Below are 18,939 nucleotides of genomic sequence, written 5' to 3'. Positions count from 1 at the left end.
GGGAAGTCAGAAAAAAGCCGGGCGAGAATTCATCCTTTGAATTCTTCACCCGGCCCGCGGCCCCAGTGAAATGGAACGGTCCTCATCCGTTCTGTGCCGATCGTGCTCATCTGTCAGGCGTTTAATTTCGATGAGAAACGTCTCGTCTTTTCCTTCACAAATGACTCTGTCATATTCCAAACACTTATACAGCTTGCTCCCCGGCGTTAAGCGTGGCACGCCCTTCGGTACCATCTTCATCCCCCTCCTTTCGATTCACCTGTTCTTCGATGCGTTCAACCGCCATGATCGTCGCCTTGTCTAACGGTTTATCGCCTTTTTTCTGGAGCGTTTCCAGCGGCTTTCCGACGAGTGCAGTCATCGGTTTAAACCTCGCAAAGACCGTCACCCCCGTCATGTGGGCTGCCTTTAATACCACCCGCTCCTGATTCGTCACCAGGATGACAACGGACCCGACCCCCCAACGCGGTTTGTGGACGCCGACCCCTAAGTAGCCTGCATGTGTCGTGTTCCGCATCTCGTGTAACGTCGCACGGTAGTGCCGCGCTTGCACGTGAGCCATCACAATCTGAAGGGTCCACACTCCAGCAAATGCCAAAATAAAGACCGTCCACACAGCTTACGTCTCTCCTTCCAGCAATTGTTCTGCTGTCATGCGATCCGAAATGAGAATATCCAAGTACCCGCCGTTTAATACGGCGCGCAAGGAAGGCGCTTTACTCTGTCCACCGCAAATGCCAATCACGCGCGGCCCCTTTTTGAGTTTCGTCAAGGGGACGGCCATTACCCTGCGATTGAGTTCAGTGTCACACAGCTCTCCGTCTCGGGTGACAAACTGTGAACAACAGTCCCCGACCGCTCCCGCATTCCGCAATTCCTCCAATTCCTTTTCTCCCAAATAACCGGCACGTTGCATCGTGGACTTGTACGGGTCGCCAACTCCCACAACAGCCCAGTCGGCGTGTTCTCCGAGGTCGAGGACGCCGGCAATACTTTTGTCGCTCAGCAGCGTCCCGCGAATTTCAGGCCGTTCAACAATGGCAGGAGCGTACAGCTGATAACTCGACGCCCCCAGTTTAGCCGCTAACCGCTGTGCAATAAAGTTGGCGTGTACTTCGAAGCGGAACTGACCGATCCCTCCGACGATCGGGATCACTTCCACACCTTCCAGCTTCGTTGGGGACATCTCCTCGACCCATTGATACAGTGTCGTTCCCCACGACACACTTATTTTTTCTCCCCGCTGTAACTTCTGCAGGACGTAATCAGCGGCGCACTTTGCGACTCTGACCTTCACCACTTCATCTGTATCGTGTTCTTCACCTTCTGCCAGAACCACTTCTTCCAGTCCGAACCTCCGACTGAGCTCATCCTCCAACTGAAAGAGGGTTTCATCTGGCGCGTGAATCTTAATGTCCACAATCCCTTCTGCTTTCGCCCTTTGCAGCATTTTGGAAATAATCGGGCGGGAGACGCGCATGATGTCAGCGATTTCTGACTGCGTTTTCTCTTCTTCGTAATACAGTTTTGCCACTTTGAAGAGCAGACGCGGATCTTGCCACTTGATCATGCCATCGCGACCTTTACATATGTTATTATTAATTACATTTGTAAAACAATTATAGGGCGTAACCGTTTTCGTGTCAACAACAAATTAAAAACCGGCCCAGAGGACCGGTCCGATGAAGGTTCATTGTACGTCGTCATTTGCATTTGCATGCTGTTTGTGCTTTTTGTACCGTTTAACCGATTTCCACTCTCTTCTGACGCGAATAGGCTTACTCATGATGCGGACAGGCATCGTGTAAAAAAATTTAGCCAAATCTGCTTCGATTTCTTTCGTCATTCGCTTCGGTTTTGTCAGGATGCGCTCGACCCAGTGACTGAAATACTTTTTTACAATGTCTTCCTGTATTTCCATATGGTGACCACAAGTTTCACATTCTACTCGCCACAGCGTGTTGTCAAAATAAGTCAAGTTGAAAATCGTGTCCTGCTGACAGTGGATGCAGTACAACTCTGCTTCCATCTCTTGAATTTCCACTTGTGTCACTCCCTTATCGCGTGAAATCACTTCACTGGTTGCGCACGCCGCACTTTCATATAGTACGCCCACGCTATAATCAGTATACCAAAAACGATCATGCCCAGTGCGCCGAGTTTGGACACCATCAACAATATCCAAGTCATTGGATTCGCACCGTCGACGAGGGAAGAAATGGTCGTCGCATTCTCTGGAAACTCAAACTTGGCGTTGGCTGCCGCCGTCGTAAACATGGGCGAAATCCACGTGGCAATGTACAAGCCGATTCCGATGGCCACAGCACCGGTGACAACGGTCCGGAAAACGTTGCCGCGAAAGATGGGCACCATGAGACAGACGATAAACGGAATGGTCGCCAAGTCACCAAAAGGCAGGACCCGGTTGCCGGGCAACATGACGGCCAACGCGAGTACGATGGGGACGAGTAAAAGAGAACTGGCAATCGTAGACGGATGCCCGACTGCGATGGCTGAATCCAACCCGATATAAAATTCCCGGCCGGGAAACCGCTTTTTAATGAATTCTCCTGCCGCTTCAGACACTGGCATCAACCCTTCCATCAAAACGGAAACCATGCGCGGCAACAGCAACATCACAGCAGCAGTGCTGATGCCCAACTGCAAAATTTGCTGCACGTCGTAGCCGGCCAACACCCCGATGACGAGTCCGAGTGCCAAGCCGATAATTGTCGATTCTCCCAAAACACCAAACCGCTTTTGAATCGATTCGGGGTTCGCTTTCCAATCCCTGACGACAGGAATCGCATCAAACAGTTTGTTCATCGGCAAGGCGATAAGATAGTATGGTGCCGACGTCCCGTGCGGAAACGAAATGTTCGGATAACCGTAAAAATCTTGCACGTGCTTTGCCGTTAAATCAGCGAGAATGAGTAGAATCATCATGTGGACGACGGCAGTGAGTATCCCCATCCAGAAGCTGTCCGTCAATATCGCCACTAATGCCCCCGTAAAGGCAATGTGCCAAAAATTCCACAAATCGATGTCCAACGTTTTTGTCAATCCCAATACCAACATGCCAACGTTGACAGCCAAACCGATCGGAATCGCCAGTGCGCCGACCGTCGACCCGAAAGCGATCGCAGAAGTGGCCGGCCAACCGACATCGATGACGCTTAAATTAACACCTAAATTGTTCACCATCGCTTGTGCTGCAGGGCCTAAATTGCCGACGAGTAAATCGATGACCAAATTAATGCCGATAAAACCAATCCCGACCGTTATGCCCGAGCGGATCGCCGAACCCAACTTTTGACGCAGTAAAAGGCCGAACAGACAAATGAGGATAGGCAACACCACCGTTGGGCCTAAATCGACGACATACTGGACGACTCCCATCACGATCCCTCCCGTTTATTTTTCAGTTAACGCCTTTTCGACCTTTTCGTAAAACTCGTCCAATCCGACGCCGGTGAGAAGCGGAACTGCATTCACAACCGGTGTCTTGACGTCTGAGGAAACTTGTGTCGTGGCAACGATGAGGTCGAATTGCTCAGCCTTGGACCCGATTTCCATCACTTTTGCTTGCTCAACCTGGGCTTCAATACCTTTGTTTTCCAAAAACTGCTTTAACTTTTGTGTCGCCACGGTCGATGTGGCGATACCTGTCCCACACACTACCAAAATTTTCTTTTTCACTGTGTCGATCTCCTTCCAAAAACGTATTTCTGCAAAAATTGGGCAGCCTGGTGAGCGGATGAACGGGAGAACAGTTTTTGCAACAGATCGCCCTGTTGGAAAAAAGCGACTAACCCTTCCAGAAACAAAAGCTGCTCTTCTCCTTTTTGCGGAGCCAACATAAATACGGCTCGTACCGATACGTCTTGCGCCGGATCGCCCATCTTGCGAAATGTGACCGGCTCTAACAAAGTGGCGACTGCTATGGCGGAACGCTTGACGTAGTGAGAGTCGGCGTGCGGCAACGCAACACCCGTCGTCTCAAGTTGTAAGCCCGTCGGATAGAGCTGCTCCCGCTCCTCGCACGCGGCGGCATAACCGTCAACAACGTCGCCGTTCTCTGTCAACGCCCATCCCAGCTGCCGAATGACATCCTCTGCCGCACAGCATTTAACGTTTAGTTTTACGTTTTCTGGCCTGAATAAACCGTAGTCGGACAGCCCGCCCCCTCCTCTCTCTTTTCATTTGTAATAGAGTATTACTATTGTAAAATATGTAAAGCGTTTTCTCAACCAGTTTATAACAAAAAGGCATACGCAAGCGTTGTGCGCATGCCTTCATCGAGTTTGCCGCAGCGAAAGGGTGGGGCTCAACCAAAGGCAACGAGCACCTTATTGTAATAAAGCGTCCGATCCGCCATTCCCTTCAGATACGTTCCGACTTCTTCAACGGAAATTTTGTGGGAAATGATCGGCTTAAACTGAAGGGCTCCCTTCGTCATAAAATGTAACGCCGCTTTCCAGGCCGCACCCGGAAAAGGTGCCGTATACGAGTTCCACGTTCCTTGAATGTGGATTTCACCGCGCAAAAGGTGCTCGACCGCTTCTTCCTTTAATGGAAGATTCGAATGGGAGATCCCGACCAAGATGACGCGCCCTTTTTTTCGGGCAGATAGAATAGACTGCTCCTGGGTCGTGGAGCTTCCGGCTGTCTCTACGACGACGTCGGCACCGCCACCCGTGAGTTCACGGATGCGGGTTGCGACGTCGCCCTCCGTTGCGTTGATCGTTCGGTCGGCCCCCAACGCTTTTGCCAATTCTAGCTTTTCCTCGAATATGTCGACGGCGATGACAGTGGCCGCCCCAAAAATTTTGGCCCATTGAAGCGTTAACTGGCCGATCGGCCCGCACCCCATAATCACAACCGTCTCTCCCGGCAGAATCCCTGCCTTTTTTAACCCGTGGTAACCGATCGTCGCGGGCTCAACCCCGGCTGCCGTTTCAAAATCGAGTTCGTCATCGATGGGAAGGACGTGATGACCCGGGGCTTTCACATACTCAGCGAAAGCGCCGTGACTCCCTGTTCCAATAATGTTGTAATGTTCGCACAACCCGTAATCACTTGCCATACAGTACGGACACTTGCCACATGGGATGAGGGGCGCTACCACGACGCGATCTCCCGGCTGAACCGTGCGGACAGAATCACCGACTTTCACGGCTTCACCGCAAAATTCATGCCCCAATATGAGAGGGTACGTCCTTGCGCCAGTTATCATCGCGCGGGGCACATCGGACCCGCAAATGCCGCAGTACTTCACTTTAATTAAGACTTCGTCCTCGCTGATTTGCGGGATATCCACGACGTCGGGCCTCACATCTCCTCGTGCGTACAAGACGGCCGCCTTCATTTTTTGATGCACTGTCATCCCCCGCTTTTAAGACTTTGTCGCCTCAAAGTTTTTCACACATGTCAAGAACGTCTTAAGTATAATGTAACTCGACGTAGCACCTGGGTCCTGATGTCCCTTAGACCGTTCTCCTAGGCGACTAGAGCGCCCCTTTTTAGAGACCATCTCCACGGTAGACTTCATCCCCTCCTCGCCACTGCGAACAGCCGCTTCCAAACACTCCACCAGCGTTTTTCCCCTTCGACTTTCCTCTTCTAGAGCTTCGATGGCTGGGATCCAAGTGTCGACCATCGTTTTATCTCCGACTTGTGCCTTCCCCCTCTCTTGAATTCCTTTGCCTGCGGCAATGAGAAATTGAATGATGTCCTCTTTCGTCAACGATGTCTTCCCGCTGAAAAGACTGGCCCCTTTCAGCAACGCCGTAGCGTAAAGGGGGCCGACTGAGGAACCGACCGCATTGAGAAACGTCATGGCCGTATCCTGACATATTTTGCCGCAATCCTGCTCATCTTTCAATTCGTGCGCCAATCTCTTTTTTATCGCTTGCCACCCAATGGACATAGTCACACCGTGGTCTCCATCGCCTACGGCCCTGTCTAACTGGGATAAGTAGTCCTTTTCTTTTTCTACGTTTGCTGCGATGTCCGACAACAGTTGTTTAAACTGTTCCGCATTCACACGAACCACCACCCTTCATGTTTGAACAAACATCGGACAGTCAGCAGGATAATCGACCAACTCTATCATTTCATCATCCATTTTCATCAACGTAATGGAACAACCGCCCATTTCCAAGGAAGTGACGTACTCTCCCACGTAGGAACGGTAAATGGATATGCCTTTTTCAGCTAAAACGTGTGCAACTCTTCTGAACACGATGTACAAGTCTAAATACGGAGTAGACCCTAAACCGTTGACGAGTACCGTGACGGTATCCCCTTTGACCAGGCTCAGATCTCCTGTTATCTGCTCTAAAAGAAAGTCTGCCACTTTGTCCGCCGTCTGAAGTTCACCGCGTTTGACGCCAGGTTCGCCGTGGATTCCGAGTCCGATTTCCATTTCACTGTCGTCAAGTTCAAAGCTCGGCTCTCCAGTTTGCGGAATGTAACACGGCGTTAACCCTACCCCCATCGTTCGCGTCTGATCATTCGCCTTTTTGGCCAAACGCACCACTTCATCCAGATCATGGCCCATATCTGCGGCTGCCCCTGCTGCTTTGAAGACCAAAAAGTCTCCGGCAATGCCCCGGCGCTTTTCCATCTCACCCTTCGGGGCAGAAGCGACATCGTCTGTCACTAGCACGGTCTCGACGCGGATTCCTTCCAGGGATGCCAGTTCCTGCGCCATGTCGAAGTTCATGCAATCTCCGGCATAATTGCCGTACAGATAAATGACACCTTTCCCTCCGTCCACCGCTTTGGTAACTTCTAATATTGGATCTGGGGGCGGAGAGGCAAATATGTTGCCGACCGCGACTCCGTCAGCCATCCCTTTTCCGACATACCCGATAAAGGCCGGTTTGTGACCCGACCCCCCTCCAATCACCACGCCGACTTTCCCTTTTCGTCCAGAATTCACACTCACGACGGAACGCTTGTTGCTTTCCAACTTTCGGACGTACTGCGGATGCGCCGCGACAAACCCTTCAATCATCTCATCTACGACATGATCGGGGTTGTTTATGAGTTTCTTCATACAGCCCTTACACTCCTCCATTTGTTGAATGATTGGTGCTGTTCAACGCCTTCTCGTGCGCGTCTATTTTTTTAACCTTACGCAGGGAACGACCGCCCGAAAACTCAGACTCAAGCCACTCTTTAACAACTTTTTTGGCCACTTCTTCGCCGATAATTTTCGCCCCCATCGCCAAAATTTGGGCGTTGTTGCTCTTGCGTGCCCGTTCTGCAGAATAAGTGTCGTGGCAAACAGCGGCGCGCACCCCAGGAACTTTATTGGCCGCGATGCACACCCCGATGCCAGTTCCACAGATGAGTATCCCTCTCGAATACTTTTGATCCCGTATATCTGTCGCCACTCGAAACGCGACATCTGGATAATCCACTTCTTCACAATCTTTGCATCCGTAATCGACAACGTTATGACCGAGTTCGAGGAGAAACTGTTTCACTGCCTCTTTCAGCGTGTAGCCGAAGTGGTCTGAACCGATTGCGATGTCCACAGAAATCACCAGCCATCATGTGATGTTACGGAATTAATACGACTTTAATGGAGTGCTTACCGCTCTTGACCAACTCGAAACCTCGTTCGAATTGATCTAACGGCAGTTGATGCGTCACGACGCCTTCTGTCGGCAAATAGCCCCTTTCGATGCCGTCGATGACGATCGGATAACAGTACGGTCCCAAGTGAGAACCTAAAAGATCCAGTTCTTTCCGGTCACTTATAATGCTCCAGTCAACCGTCACCGGATCTTTAAACACACTGAACTCGACGAACCTCCCCAATTTGCGAATCATCGAAAGCCCTTGTTCGACTGACTTCGGATGTCCGGTAGCTTCAATGTAAATGTCACACCCGTAGCCGTCTGTCATGTTTTTGATCTCTGAAACGACATCCACTTTGAGCGGGTTCATGACGACGTCCGCTCCGAATTTTTGGGCCAGTTTCAGCCGCTCGTCGATGAGGTCAAGTACAACTAACTTTCCGGGACCAGACCTTCTGGCCGCTCCGACCATGCCCAATCCCAACGTTCCGGCACCTGACAAGACGACAAAATCCCCTAATTGTATCTGGGCACGTTGTATGGCGTGCAATGAACAGGCATACGGTTCAATCAGTACCGCCTGTTCCAGCGTTAAGTGGTCAGGAACTCGATAATTAATCGCCTCTTTCGTAAATTTCATATACTCAGCCATTCCGCCGTTGACGTTGTACTGAAAGCCGTATAAGTCGTGCTTCTCGCACATCCAGTACTGCCCGCGCTGACAAAAGCGGCATTTCCAACACGGCACAATTTGCTCTGAAATGACGCGGTCTCCAAAGGAAAAACCTTCAACCCCCTCTCCCGTCTGTACGACATGCCCGACAAACTCATGCCCGGGGATGACGGGAGCCTTTATGTAGGCGGGCTGAGTCTCATCTCCCCAAAAACTTGGAGCCCCATCGTACGCTTTCAAATCACCGGCACAAATGCCGCACGCTTCCACTTTGATGACAATCTCCCCCGGCCCCGCTTTCGGCGTGTCCACCTCTTCCAGCCGATAGTCACCTGGCGCGTATGCGACCACTGCTTTCATCTTTTTGGGAAGTTCGCGTGGAAGTTCCGTTTTGACGCCCATGTCAATCCCTCCATTCAGTTATTTAGTTCAGGCGTTTCCTGGACTTAAAATCAAAGAGGTTAATCTTATGTGCTTTTATTTTTAAATAAATGGTTTCTCCCCGTTTAAAATCTATTTCTTCGTTCGTCACCACATTAAATACGGTTCCGTTCAATCTGAGCATGACGCGAAACTCTTCACCGAGATTTTCAAAGGCCGCCACCTCGTGAGAGAACGTATAGTCTTGGGAGGCTGAGACGACTTCCACGTCTGTCGGTCGAATACCGAAACGGTATTTCCCTCCTGTTTTTACTTTCTCTCTCAGTTGTTCAGGTACGTTAAATGTAATGTCAGCCCCCTCGATTTTGAACTGCAGTTGATCTTCTGAGAAGACAGTTTCTACAGTAAAGATGTTCATCGCCGGTTCCCCTATAAAGCTCGCCACAAACTCGTTTTTAGGAGAGTTGAATATCTCGACAGGAGTCCCGTACTGCTGTAATTCGCCTTCGTGGAGAACAGCAATCCGGTCTGCCAGCGCCAACGCTTCCGACTGATCGTGGGTGACGATAATCGTCGTGGCTCGAATGTCGCTTTGTAACCGTTTGATCTCTGTTCTCATTTTTTGCCTCATTTTCCCGTCCAAGTGGGACAGCGGCTCATCGAGCAGCAACACTTTCGGACGGCGTATGATTGCCCGGGCAATGTTGACCCGCTGTTTCTGCCCGCCCGAGAGTTTGGCAGGCTTCACGTGTAACAGATCTTCAATCTGCAGCATTTCAGCGATGCGCAACACTTCGGCCTTTATTTTGTCCGCCTTTATCCCTTTCGCTTTTAAGTTGAACGAAATGTTGTCGAAAACGTTTAACGGAGGGTACAGGGCATAATTTTCAAAGGCCAGACCCACGCCTCTGTCCTTCGGGGGACGTCGTTTATGACTTGATCCCCAATTTTGATCTCGCCAGACGTAATCTCCTCCAGCCCAGCGATCATTCTCAATGTGGTCGATTTGCCGCAGCCAGAAGGCCCCAACAGGGCGATGAACTCTCCGTCATGAGCCTGCAAACTAAAAGACTTTACTGCGTTGATCGGTTGTCTGTTTTTGTAATAGGTTTTGCATAAGTCAATCAACTGCAATTCGGCCACGCTCTATCCCTCCTTTCCTCTTGCTCCGCGCAAGAAATTTGCCGTCATCACGGTCAAAAAAGACCGCTCTATCCAAATGTATCTTCAAAAAGACGCGTTCATCCAGATTGAGCTCCTCGTCTGCGGAAGTGACCGTGTTGATGATCCGCTCTTTTACTTTAACGGACAGAATCGCCTTAGCCCCCAACGGCTCAAAGCTGTACACGGTTCCGGGTAACCCGCCATTTTCGTCTGTCCGGCTAAAATCGATGTCTGTCGGCCTCAGTCCCACACTCAACACCCGCGCCCCTCGCTCCAGCAGTGTGCGGCTAACGTCTTCAGGGAGGAGAAAGTCTTCGCCTATCTCGTGAATCGCGAGCCAGTGTTTTCCGTGTTCAGTTTGTACGTGCCCTTCCAGTAAATTGATCTCCGGCTCCCCGAATGCCTGGGCGACGTATTCAGATGCGGGGAAGTAGTAAATGTCGTGGGGAGTCCCGATCTGTTCAATTTTTCCTTCGTTCAGGATGGCAATCCGATCGCCGAGACTCATCGCTTCCAAATAGTCGTGGGTGACGTATACCGTCGTCGTATCAAGGTGGTACTGCATTTCCTTGAGTTCTGCTCTCATTTGATGCCGTAACTTGGCATCCAAGTGGGTGAGCGGTTCATCCATCAGGAAAGCTTCCGGTTCTCGAACTAATGCCCGCCCCAGCCCCACCCTTTGCCTTTGGCCGTTGGACAGTTCTGACGGTTTGCGGTCGAGGAGGTGATCGATGTTTAACTTTTTGGCCGTACGGATGACTTTTTCTTCAATCACACGCTGCGGCTGTCTGTGTTTCGGACTTTTAAGCGGTGACGCGATGTTCTCAAAAACAGTGTAGTGGGGGTACAAGGCGTAGTTTTCAAAAACCATGGCAATATTCCGGTCTTCCGGTTCGACACCAGTCACTTCTCGGTTATCAATTAGGACCTGTCCAGAATCAGGCGCATAGAGGCCGGCAATCGTGTTCAGAATAGTCGTCTTCCCCGCGCCGGCATGGCCGAATATTACGAAAAACTCTTTATCTTTGACGTCAAAACTGATGTTGTCCAACACTGTTTGATGATGAAATTGTTTTGTTATGTTTTGCAGCTTGACATCAGCCAAATCCGTCACCCCTATCATCGTGAGTTGACAACGTTAACCCTTCACCGCTCCCATGCTTAATCCGCGGACCAAATGTTTTTGAATGAGCATCGCCAGCACGATCTGGGGAATCGTGGCGACTGTCGCTGCGGCAGCCATCTGCCCGTACTGCACTGTTTCTGACGAGATGTAACGGAGAGTTCCGACCGTGGTCGTCATGACATCTTGACTTCCCAACAACAGCGGAAACGTAAAGTTATTCCAGGCAAAGATAAAGGACAACAGCGCTGATGCGACTAATCCCGGTTTGATCAGCGGCATTAAAATCTTCAAAAACACGTGCCACCAAGGGTAACCGTCCATCCGTGCCGCATGTTCAATTTCCGGCGATATCTCTTCAAAGTACCCCCTTAACACCCACACGATTAAAGGTAACGTAATGAGTTGCAGTACCCAGATCAAACCAAAGTGCGTATTGTACAGCCCTAACTGCTGGTAAATTAAATACAGCGGCAGAATAACCAGGATCTCAGGAGCAAAGCGGAAAGACAGCAGCGTGAAAGCCAGCGATTCTTGGCCTTTAAACTTAAACCTGGCAAATGCGTACGCCGCAGGGACACCGACGACAACGGACAAGAGGACCGCCCCGCCACTGACGATCAAGTTGTTCAGGAAAAAGTGCACGTACACACCGTCTGTGATCAAGGTTGTGTAATTCTCAACTGTCGGACTGAAAACAAATGTCGTCGTGTACACGTCGCGATCGTGCTTAAACGATATGAGCAACATCCAGAAAAGGGGGAACAATGCAAATAACGCATACAAGATTAAAAAAGCGTTGCGTAAAATGGCCAAAAACCTTCGAGACAATTTGACCACTCCTCAATTGCCTGAAGCCTTGCGCTGAGAGTAGCTCCAGTATTTGATCAGAAAATTACTGGCAATAAACACAATGACCCACAAAACGAGCATGTACGGAATGGCAAAACCTAACTCCTTATATGTAAAGGCCTCCACGTACGCTCGGAGCGAAAGAGTCATCAAAGTATCTCCGGGTCCTCCACGCGTTAGGGCGAAAATGATAGAAAACTCTTGTAATGAAATCATTAATCGAAACACGACAGCAATGAGGATGTACGGCATGATCATCGGCAAGGTTAACGTTTTAAACGTAAACCAGGCAGACCCCCCGTCTATTTTCGCCGATTCAAAGGGAGCCTGGGGCAATGACCGCAATCCTGCCAATACGAGCACGATGACGAACGCCGTGTAAACCCACACATCGATTAGAACAACCGTGAACAGTGCCGTTTTGGGATCAGCCCCCCACATAAAATTTTCTACTCCGAAGAATCGAAGCCACTGATTGAGAATGCCCACAGACTGATTAGTCATAAGCTGCCAGATCAGCGTGGCGATGACCGGCGCCACCATCAGCGGAAAGATTAACACGATTCTGAGTGATTTGGCGAGCCGCGTTTCCTGGTTCAGCAACAATGCCACAATGACACCTAACACTGTCTGGATCCCGGTGGAAAACAGGGCGTACTTCAGCGTAACCACCACGCTGTGGTAAAAGTCCGGATTTTTAAACATGTACACCCAGTTTTCCAACCCGACAAAGGAATAATCAGCATACTTAAACGAATAGTTCGTCAGCGAATAATAAATAGAGATAACGAACGGATATAAAATTCCTGCCGTCAGTAACAGCGCAGGTGCAAGGATGAGATAAGGTCTAGCCCTCCGCATAAAAGGTGGTTGACGTTTAGGCGATTGAACGGTCACGTCGTTTGACACGGTGGAAGGCTGGATTCCACTCTCTCTCACGTAAAGCCCTCCTTCTGGTTGAGAATGCGTGTTGAGCGAGGGACAGAGAAGTGGTGTTCCCCTCTGCCCCTTCCCGTTTTTCATGGCCTTTATCTTCTGATTCTCGATACACGCTCGTTTAAGTCTTCGGCCAGTTGATTCATCCTCTCCTCAGTATCGGCACCGGACGTAATGATATCCTGGAGGGCCCCGGCCCATTCAGTCGTCGTATTGAAAAATTCCGGTTGCGGCGTAAACTTGATGGACGTGTTATCGATAATGGCATCGAACGTCTCTTTATAACCGTCTTTTTGGGCAATCTTTTCTTTGAATGCAGGGTCTTCCCAGACGGAGGAACGAACTGGATCGAAAACGCTCGCTTCTGTAGCGCCCCAAAGTGTGTGTTCCTTACCTGAGAAGTACTGCATAAACAGCCAGGCTGCGTCTTTTTTCTCAGACGTTTCATTCATAGCCAATGACCAGATCCACAAGTTGGCGCCGAGTTCAGCTCCGTCCTTCGTCAGCGGCGGCGGTGCCCAAGCCAGATTTTCACCCTCTTGTGAAGCGCCTTCAACGCTCTGGAAATAAGAAGCGCTGCTGGCATCAAACGCCATGGCGGCCTTTCCTGCCCCTAAATCAGACGACACTTCATACCACGTGTAGCTTGCCCAGTCTTGCGGTCCGCCTCTTTTCACTAATTCAGCAAACATGTCGGTCACTTCAATTGCCTCAGGACTGTTTACCTGTGCGACGAGTTTGCCGTCTTCAACGTCAAAGTCTTTGGCGCCGTGCATGGAGTAGGCGGTCATGTAGCCTGGGTGAATCGTGGCCCACGAACGCGTCCCCCTCGTGGCAATTCCGTAGGAACCCGGCCCGTTCCACCCTTGCAGTTTTTCGGCTGTTTCAATTAACTCTTCGAACGTCGTCGGAACTTCAAGGTCGTTTTCCTCAAAAGCTCGTTTGTTGTACGCGAGGACGTTCGTCTCAAACCCGATGGGAATCGCCCACAGTTCCCCTTCACCTGCCGGATTTCCCGGCGTAAGGTCCCAGCGGTTACTTTGAATGACTCCTTCTAAGAAATCGCTTGCATCGTAATCAGGACTTGTTTTGGACGGGTCATTCAAAAACTCATCCAACCCTTGAATGTAACCGGCCGGGGCGTACTCCCACAGTTGATACGATCCGGTCATAAAAACATCCGGTTTCCCGTTTTTCGCATTCAGTGCTGTCGTCACAACGTCGAAGTAGTTTTCCTCAGGCGTAACGGAGTAATCGACCGTTATTCCCGTCAAATCCTTAAACGCATCTAGCTTCTCGATAATCGCATCGGCATACGGATGTTGGTTGAACGCGACCTCAATCGTCGTTCCGTCTGCCATTTTCCAATCAAACGCCTCAGCCGATCCGGTTTCAGCTTCGTCTGATTCTGCCCCAGAATCAGATGCCGATTCGTTTGAAGCACAAGCCGCTACGGTGAAAGCGGTAACAAGTATGAGTGATATCAGCCAACTTTTTTTCGACATTGTCGAATTCCCTCCATCCATTTCCCGTTTAACTGTTGGCTCCCACTGTGAGCGCTGCGACAAAAATCTACCGCAATCATGACACCTCCTTTCTTGTGCGAAAAAATACGACAGCTTCAAAATATTATTTGATGTTATTTTAATTTCTCAATTTTCGTTTGTCAATTACTTTTTTGTTTTTATAATGTATTTATATACAATTTGCATTTCATAATACTTTTTATTTTTTGCTTTTACCAATCAAAATTCATTATTATTTTTTTCCATCCTTTATTTTTAGATGCCCTATCCATTGTGTTATGTAAGTCATTTACGTTTCGAATGTAATCATATTGATCCGGCAAAAGTTTCTCTATTGTTTGCTGATAGGCTTGATTTTGAAAGTCTTGCATCAGTGCTTTGAAGTCGCTGACAGTGCTTCGGGAGCTCCCGATCAGCGTTAACCCCTTGGCGAGGACATCCCTCGTATTGATCGGCACCCTTTCTTCTGAAACGCCCAACAATACGATCTTGCCTTGCGGCGCTATTAAATCGATCGCTTGATTTATCGCACTTTCACTGAACACGCCTCCCGTGCATTCGATAACAGTTGCCACATTTTGCTGTCTGTGAAAATGGTAGTCTTGTACGAGATGGGTCGTCGCAAAATCAAACTGTGCCAATTTCTCGCGTACCGCGCCAAATACGAGGAGCTGAGATTTCGGAATGCGGAAAACGTGGTAAAGCATGGCCGCGGTCAAAAACCCCACCGGACCGTCGCCGAAAACGGCCACTTTCCCCTCTTTAAGAAATGCTGATACGTGATGTATCGCATGTAACGAAACTGAGCTCAGTTCAGTCAGTACAGCAATCCCGTCCGGAATACTGTCGGGAACCGGAACCGCGTTCTCAGCCGGCAACACGAGGTGACTCTGCCCGATGCCGTCATACCCGCTTCCCAGAAAAACACTGTCAGCGGCATAGTTATCCGCAACGTTATTTCTTAAAGTAGATTGGGGAAGTCTGCTTTTGCCGCTGTTGTTATTTAACAACCTGCCGGGTATATTGGGAACAATGACCACGCGTTGCCCTGGTGGGACAGAGTCGGCATTTGAGATCACCACGTGACCGATCCCCTCATGAAATAAAGCCATTGGCAGCTTTTCTTTCAGAACGTTTCGCTTCCGCTTGCCGGTGTAGTACCGAAGGTCTGCATGGCAAATGCTGGCTAATGTCGGCTTAACAACCACTTGTTCTTGTTTTACTTCATGTTGGAGCGTGGTTTCTACAAATTTCCCAGGCGCGATTAATCGGTACGCTTTCGATGTCACAACCTCATGCTTATTCATCCATTCACTCCTGACTAGACGTTTAATTTTGTTTATTTATGATTATTATATACCGGAATACGCTCTTTATGTCAACAAAAACGAGCAATAAAAAGTCATAAGGAGCTTTTAATTGTTTGATTATATTCGTTTAAGATATATTTTTTGTCAAACGGAGTTAACCAGGCTGTCGAATGAGTTCAAATACGGTAAATACTCTATATTTATTTTCTTTTTTTGACTTTTTATTGTTATTTTATATTCGCTTTGTTAACATTATTTTATGCATATTTCGGTTTTAAGGAGGTGACCCATTGTCTAAAGTGTTTTCTCTCGAACGAAAACAAAGGGTTTTAGAGTATTTAAACCAGCATCAACGGGCTACCGTGAAAGAGTTGTCCCAACTATTTAACGTAACAGAAGCAACGCTTCGTTCAGACTTGACTGCATTAGAAAAAGAAGGGCACATTAAACGCATACACGGCGGTGCCGTTCTGGCGGACAACGTCTCGTCTGAATACAGTTTTTTAGTGCGTGAAAAGAAAAACAGGCAAGAAAAAATCGCAATTGGCAAAACAGCAGCAGACATGGTGGAAACTGGGCAGTGTATTTTACTTGATGGCAGTACGACCTGTCTGGAAATGGCGCGCAGTCTCAGGAAAAGGAAAATTCGCTTGACGGTTATTACGAACGGCTTGATGGCCGCGATGGAATTGAGAGAGAACCCGGAAATTACCGTCATCGTCACGGGCGGCATCTTGAGAATTGGCTCTATTTCACTGGAAGGGACGTTAAGCCGGCACATTTTTAACGAAATCAATGTAGATACGGCTTTTTTATCAGCGAGGGGCTTTACCTTTGAAGACGGGTTAACGGATTTTAACATGTACGAGGTCGAACTGAAAAAACTGATGGTTGACTCTTCGCCACATGTCGTGGCTCTTTTGGATCACAGTAAAATGGAGAAGAGTTCGATCGCCTCTTTTGCCAAAACAGAACAAGTCACAACGCTCATCACTGACCGTAAAACACCGGAAAGTGTTATCCGAAAGTTTCGCGATAAAGGTATAAACGTGATCGTTCCCAGTGAGTAAAGTTCTTTAACACGCTTCCGTTCCAACCGTCTGGAAAAACTCACTTACCGAACCTCTAAAAGATTGAGGGAAAACCCTTTTGAACCGGCTTCAAGCCGCTAACAAAAAACCGGACACGGAATTTTCATACCGTGCCCGGTTCACAGTTTAAAAGTCGTAGTCGTCGACGTTGTCAGCTGTGAAGTCTAGCGGCGGACCCATGATAATCTCGCTCCCCCGGACTTCTAACTGATCGTACCCTTCAATCTGTAACCCTTCGCCGATCTCCTCTCCGTCTAACGCCTTTTTGGCAACGGCAATGGCCAAGTAACCCAAATCGGCAGGGTTCCACAGGGACGCGACGTCAAGGGACCCGTCTTTCAAGTACTCGTTGGCCATATTCGGAGACGTCGTTCCGACAACGGCGACTTCATCTTGTTTCCCTGCTTGCTGTACAGCTTGAGCGATTCCAATCGGCGCCGGTGTGCTGACCCCGATAAACCCGTCGAGGTCCGGATAGGCACTGAGTAAATTTTGTGCTTGTTGAAACGCCATCTGTTGGTCCTCATCTGAAGGGACCACATCTGTGACGAGCTCTAACCCGGGGTAGTGTTCCTCCGCTTGTTTTTGCGCCGCTTCAATCCAGGCGTTCAAGTTGGCAGCGGTTAAAGCCCCGGTGACAATAGCGTACTTCCCTTCCTCTTTCCCCATGCTTTCCACGAGCAAATCCATGAGGTGACGGCCGTACGTGTCTCCATCCAGTTGATTCACAAAGTATTCGGTCGCCCCTTCTTCAGCCGCCGTGTCCCAGCTGAGGACGAGGATACCACTTTCCTGAGCTTCTTTCAAAATCGGAGTGAGAGCTTGGGCGTCGTTCGGCGCTACGGCAATGGCATCCACGCCTTGACTGATTAAATCTTGAATCGTATTCACCTGTTGGGCTGCGTCAGCTTCCGTCGGACCCGTGTAAATGACTTCTACTCCGAGTTCTTCTCCTGCTTTTTCCGCTCCCTCTGCTGCGACTTCAAAGTACGGAATCCCCACCAGTTTTGGGACTAACGCAATCTTATAACTGCCGTCTGATCCCCCTTCCCCTTGCTGGGCATCAGATGTCGTCTCTTCTTCAGGTGTATCAGATTCGGCTGCCCCGTCTGAAGAAGTATCCTTGACGCCACATCCCGCAAAGATGACCGCTGTTGACACCAACAACACAAACAGTAAAAATAAATGTCTCTTTAAACGCAATGGAAACCCTCCCAGAATTTCTTTGTTCGCAACTGAAACGATAACCCCTTTACGCGAAAGTGACGGTTACTTCACATAGACATCCCCCCTTTATAAAGTGAACTACGCCGACAGCTGTTTCGACGGCTCACGTTGTTTTTGTTTTTTGCGTGAGTGGGTGTGGGTGTAATAACGGATGACTAACACGACGATCAAGATGGCCCCCATGAAGACATTCTGCATGAAAGGCGATACGCCGTTTAGATTCAGTCCGTTCGACAAGACGGCAAAAATGCTCACCCCCATGACCGTCCCTAAAATACTTCCTTTCCCGCCCGTCAACATCGTTCCTCCAAGCACGACGGCCGCAATGGACTGCAACAAGTAAGAACTCCCCCAGTCCGGCCTGGCCGTATTCACCCGTGACGAAATGATGACAGCGGCAATACCGCACAGCAAACCGACGAGCACGTAAACGTAAAACAGCACTTTGCGGTGGTTGACACCGGAGAAGCGGGAGGCCACTGTATTCCCGCCGATTAAATAAATGCTCCTCCCCCACGGAGTGCGTTTCAGCACAAGGGCGATCACGACTGCAAGACATGCAAAGATGAGAAACTGGACCGGAAATGGACCCACATAGCCCAGGCCGATGACGTTGTAAGACTCGGGGAAATTAGAAAACGCATTCCCTTTCGTCACGTACAGGGCGATCCCCTGAAAGAGCGACATCGTTCCCAGCGTGACGAGTATAGGGGATACCTCGATCCGGGCGATAAATAGAGCGTTAAACATTCCACAGAGGACGGCAACCGTTAAACCCGCCAACACTGCGACCCAAATATTCACCCCGTGGAAACTCAAATATCCGATGGTGGTAGCACTCAAACCGACGATCGAGCTGACAGACAAATCGATGCCCGCCGTTAAAATGACGAGGGTCATCCCCAAGGCGATAATGCCGAGTTCAGACATTTGTTGCGTGATCAAAAACAGATTGTCCCACCTAAGAAATGCGGGTGACGTGACGGCCATAATGGCCATTAACGCGATGAGTATCACGAACAGTAAAAACTCAAATGAACGGAACCATGCGGTCACGACCTTTT

The 18,939-nt window shown here is 49.5% G+C and carries 21 protein-coding genes and 1 pseudogene; 1 reads left to right on the top strand and 21 read right to left on the bottom strand.

The window, feature by feature from the left end; translation table 11 throughout:
* Positions 1–45: 45 nt before the first annotated feature.
* The 19 genes and pseudogenes from B0W44_RS18915 to B0W44_RS10460 all read right to left on the bottom strand — a co-directional run bounded on the left by B0W44_RS18915 (position 46) and on the right by B0W44_RS10460 (position 15,554).
* Positions 46–180, bottom strand: coding sequence for a hypothetical protein (locus tag B0W44_RS18915; protein WP_257788046.1), 135 nt, complete (start codon positions 178–180; stop codon positions 46–48).
* 4 nt (positions 181–184) lie between these two features.
* Positions 185–616, bottom strand: coding sequence for a transcriptional regulator GutM (locus B0W44_RS10545; RefSeq protein ID WP_077720000.1), 432 nt, complete (start codon positions 614–616; stop codon positions 185–187).
* Between the two features lie 3 nt (positions 617–619).
* The gene (locus B0W44_RS10540; RefSeq protein ID WP_077719999.1) at positions 620–1,570 is read right to left on the bottom strand and encodes a sugar-binding transcriptional regulator; all 951 of its coding nucleotides are present in this window, start codon (positions 1,568–1,570) and stop codon (positions 620–622) included.
* Positions 1,571–1,690: 120 nt separating this feature from the next.
* Complete coding sequence (locus B0W44_RS10535; RefSeq protein ID WP_077719998.1) at positions 1,691–2,044, bottom strand: hypothetical protein; 354 nt, start codon at positions 2,042–2,044, stop codon at positions 1,691–1,693.
* A 26-nt stretch (positions 2,045–2,070) separates the two neighbouring features.
* Positions 2,071–3,399, bottom strand: coding sequence for a PTS galactitol transporter subunit IIC (locus B0W44_RS10530; RefSeq protein ID WP_077719997.1), 1,329 nt, complete (start codon positions 3,397–3,399; stop codon positions 2,071–2,073).
* Positions 3,400–3,414: 15 nt separating this feature from the next.
* Positions 3,415–3,699: a PTS sugar transporter subunit IIB gene (locus B0W44_RS10525; protein WP_077719996.1), complete on the bottom strand. Its 285-nt coding sequence runs from the start codon at positions 3,697–3,699 to the stop codon at positions 3,415–3,417.
* Complete coding sequence (locus tag B0W44_RS10520; protein WP_077719995.1) at positions 3,696–4,178, bottom strand: PTS sugar transporter subunit IIA; 483 nt, start codon at positions 4,176–4,178, stop codon at positions 3,696–3,698. Before B0W44_RS10520 ends, B0W44_RS10525 begins: the two co-directional genes overlap by 4 nt.
* Positions 4,179–4,327: 149 nt before the next feature.
* Positions 4,328–5,386, bottom strand: coding sequence for a galactitol-1-phosphate 5-dehydrogenase (locus B0W44_RS10510; RefSeq protein ID WP_228440996.1), 1,059 nt, complete (start codon positions 5,384–5,386; stop codon positions 4,328–4,330).
* 9 nt (positions 5,387–5,395) lie between these two features.
* Positions 5,396–6,046 (bottom strand): dihydroxyacetone kinase subunit DhaL, encoded by a 651-nt coding sequence (dhaL, locus tag B0W44_RS10505; RefSeq protein ID WP_228440993.1) that lies wholly within the window; start codon positions 6,044–6,046, stop codon positions 5,396–5,398.
* Positions 6,047–6,061: 15 nt separating this feature from the next.
* Entirely contained in the window at positions 6,062–7,063 is a 1,002-nt protein-coding gene (gene dhaK / locus B0W44_RS10500; protein ID WP_077719992.1) for a dihydroxyacetone kinase subunit DhaK, read from the bottom strand.
* A gap of 7 nt (positions 7,064–7,070) precedes the next feature.
* Entirely contained in the window at positions 7,071–7,547 is a 477-nt protein-coding gene (rpiB, locus tag B0W44_RS10495; RefSeq protein WP_077719991.1) for a ribose 5-phosphate isomerase B, read from the bottom strand.
* A gap of 25 nt (positions 7,548–7,572) precedes the next feature.
* Positions 7,573–8,667 (bottom strand): MDR/zinc-dependent alcohol dehydrogenase-like family protein, encoded by a 1,095-nt coding sequence (locus tag B0W44_RS10490; RefSeq protein WP_077719990.1) that lies wholly within the window; start codon positions 8,665–8,667, stop codon positions 7,573–7,575.
* Between the two features lie 22 nt (positions 8,668–8,689).
* Positions 8,690–9,064, bottom strand: coding sequence for a TOBE domain-containing protein (locus tag B0W44_RS18565; protein ID WP_228441664.1), 375 nt, complete (start codon positions 9,062–9,064; stop codon positions 8,690–8,692).
* A 291-nt stretch (positions 9,065–9,355) separates the two neighbouring features.
* Positions 9,356–9,789, bottom strand: a pseudogene (locus B0W44_RS18560) (ATP-binding cassette domain-containing protein); the annotation flags it as partial.
* Complete coding sequence (locus B0W44_RS10480; RefSeq protein ID WP_228440990.1) at positions 9,767–10,933, bottom strand: ABC transporter ATP-binding protein; 1,167 nt, start codon at positions 10,931–10,933, stop codon at positions 9,767–9,769. The pseudogene B0W44_RS18560 and the gene B0W44_RS10480, both read right to left, overlap by 23 nt.
* A 15-nt stretch (positions 10,934–10,948) precedes the next feature.
* Positions 10,949–11,764 (bottom strand): carbohydrate ABC transporter permease, encoded by an 816-nt coding sequence (locus tag B0W44_RS10475; RefSeq protein WP_418304044.1) that lies wholly within the window; start codon positions 11,762–11,764, stop codon positions 10,949–10,951.
* A gap of 12 nt (positions 11,765–11,776) precedes the next feature.
* Positions 11,777–12,724 carry a carbohydrate ABC transporter permease gene (locus B0W44_RS10470; RefSeq protein ID WP_228440984.1) on the bottom strand — a complete coding sequence of 316 codons (948 nt, stop codon included), beginning with the start codon at positions 12,722–12,724 and terminating at the stop codon, positions 11,777–11,779.
* Between the two features lie 89 nt (positions 12,725–12,813).
* Positions 12,814–14,226 carry an ABC transporter substrate-binding protein gene (locus B0W44_RS10465; protein WP_077719988.1) on the bottom strand — a complete coding sequence of 471 codons (1,413 nt, stop codon included), beginning with the start codon at positions 14,224–14,226 and terminating at the stop codon, positions 12,814–12,816.
* Between the two features lie 233 nt (positions 14,227–14,459).
* A complete protein-coding gene (locus B0W44_RS10460) occupies positions 14,460–15,554 on the bottom strand; it encodes a zinc-binding dehydrogenase (RefSeq protein ID WP_077719987.1) in 1,095 nt (364 codons plus the stop codon).
* 302 nt (positions 15,555–15,856) lie between these two features.
* Here B0W44_RS10460 and B0W44_RS10455 point away from each other — a divergent pair, with 302 nt between their 5' ends.
* The gene (locus B0W44_RS10455) at positions 15,857–16,627 is read left to right on the top strand and encodes a DeoR/GlpR family DNA-binding transcription regulator (RefSeq protein ID WP_077721345.1); all 771 of its coding nucleotides are present in this window, start codon (positions 15,857–15,859) and stop codon (positions 16,625–16,627) included.
* Between the two features lie 147 nt (positions 16,628–16,774).
* On the opposite strand, the gene B0W44_RS10450 is transcribed toward B0W44_RS10455, so the two are convergent.
* Positions 16,775–17,851, bottom strand: a complete 1,077-nt coding sequence (locus B0W44_RS10450) for an autoinducer 2 ABC transporter substrate-binding protein (protein WP_169835530.1) — start codon at positions 17,849–17,851, stop codon at positions 16,775–16,777.
* A gap of 102 nt (positions 17,852–17,953) precedes the next feature.
* Positions 17,954–18,931, bottom strand: a complete 978-nt coding sequence (locus B0W44_RS10445) for an ABC transporter permease (RefSeq protein ID WP_228440978.1) — start codon at positions 18,929–18,931, stop codon at positions 17,954–17,956.
* Between the last annotated feature and the right edge of the window lie 8 nt (positions 18,932–18,939).

The organism is Novibacillus thermophilus (assembly GCF_002005165.1).
Lineage (GTDB): Bacteria > Bacillota > Bacilli > Thermoactinomycetales > Novibacillaceae > Novibacillus > Novibacillus thermophilus.
The sequence above is the reverse complement of the archived record's forward strand: the minus strand, read 5'-3'. Positions and strand labels throughout refer to the sequence as shown.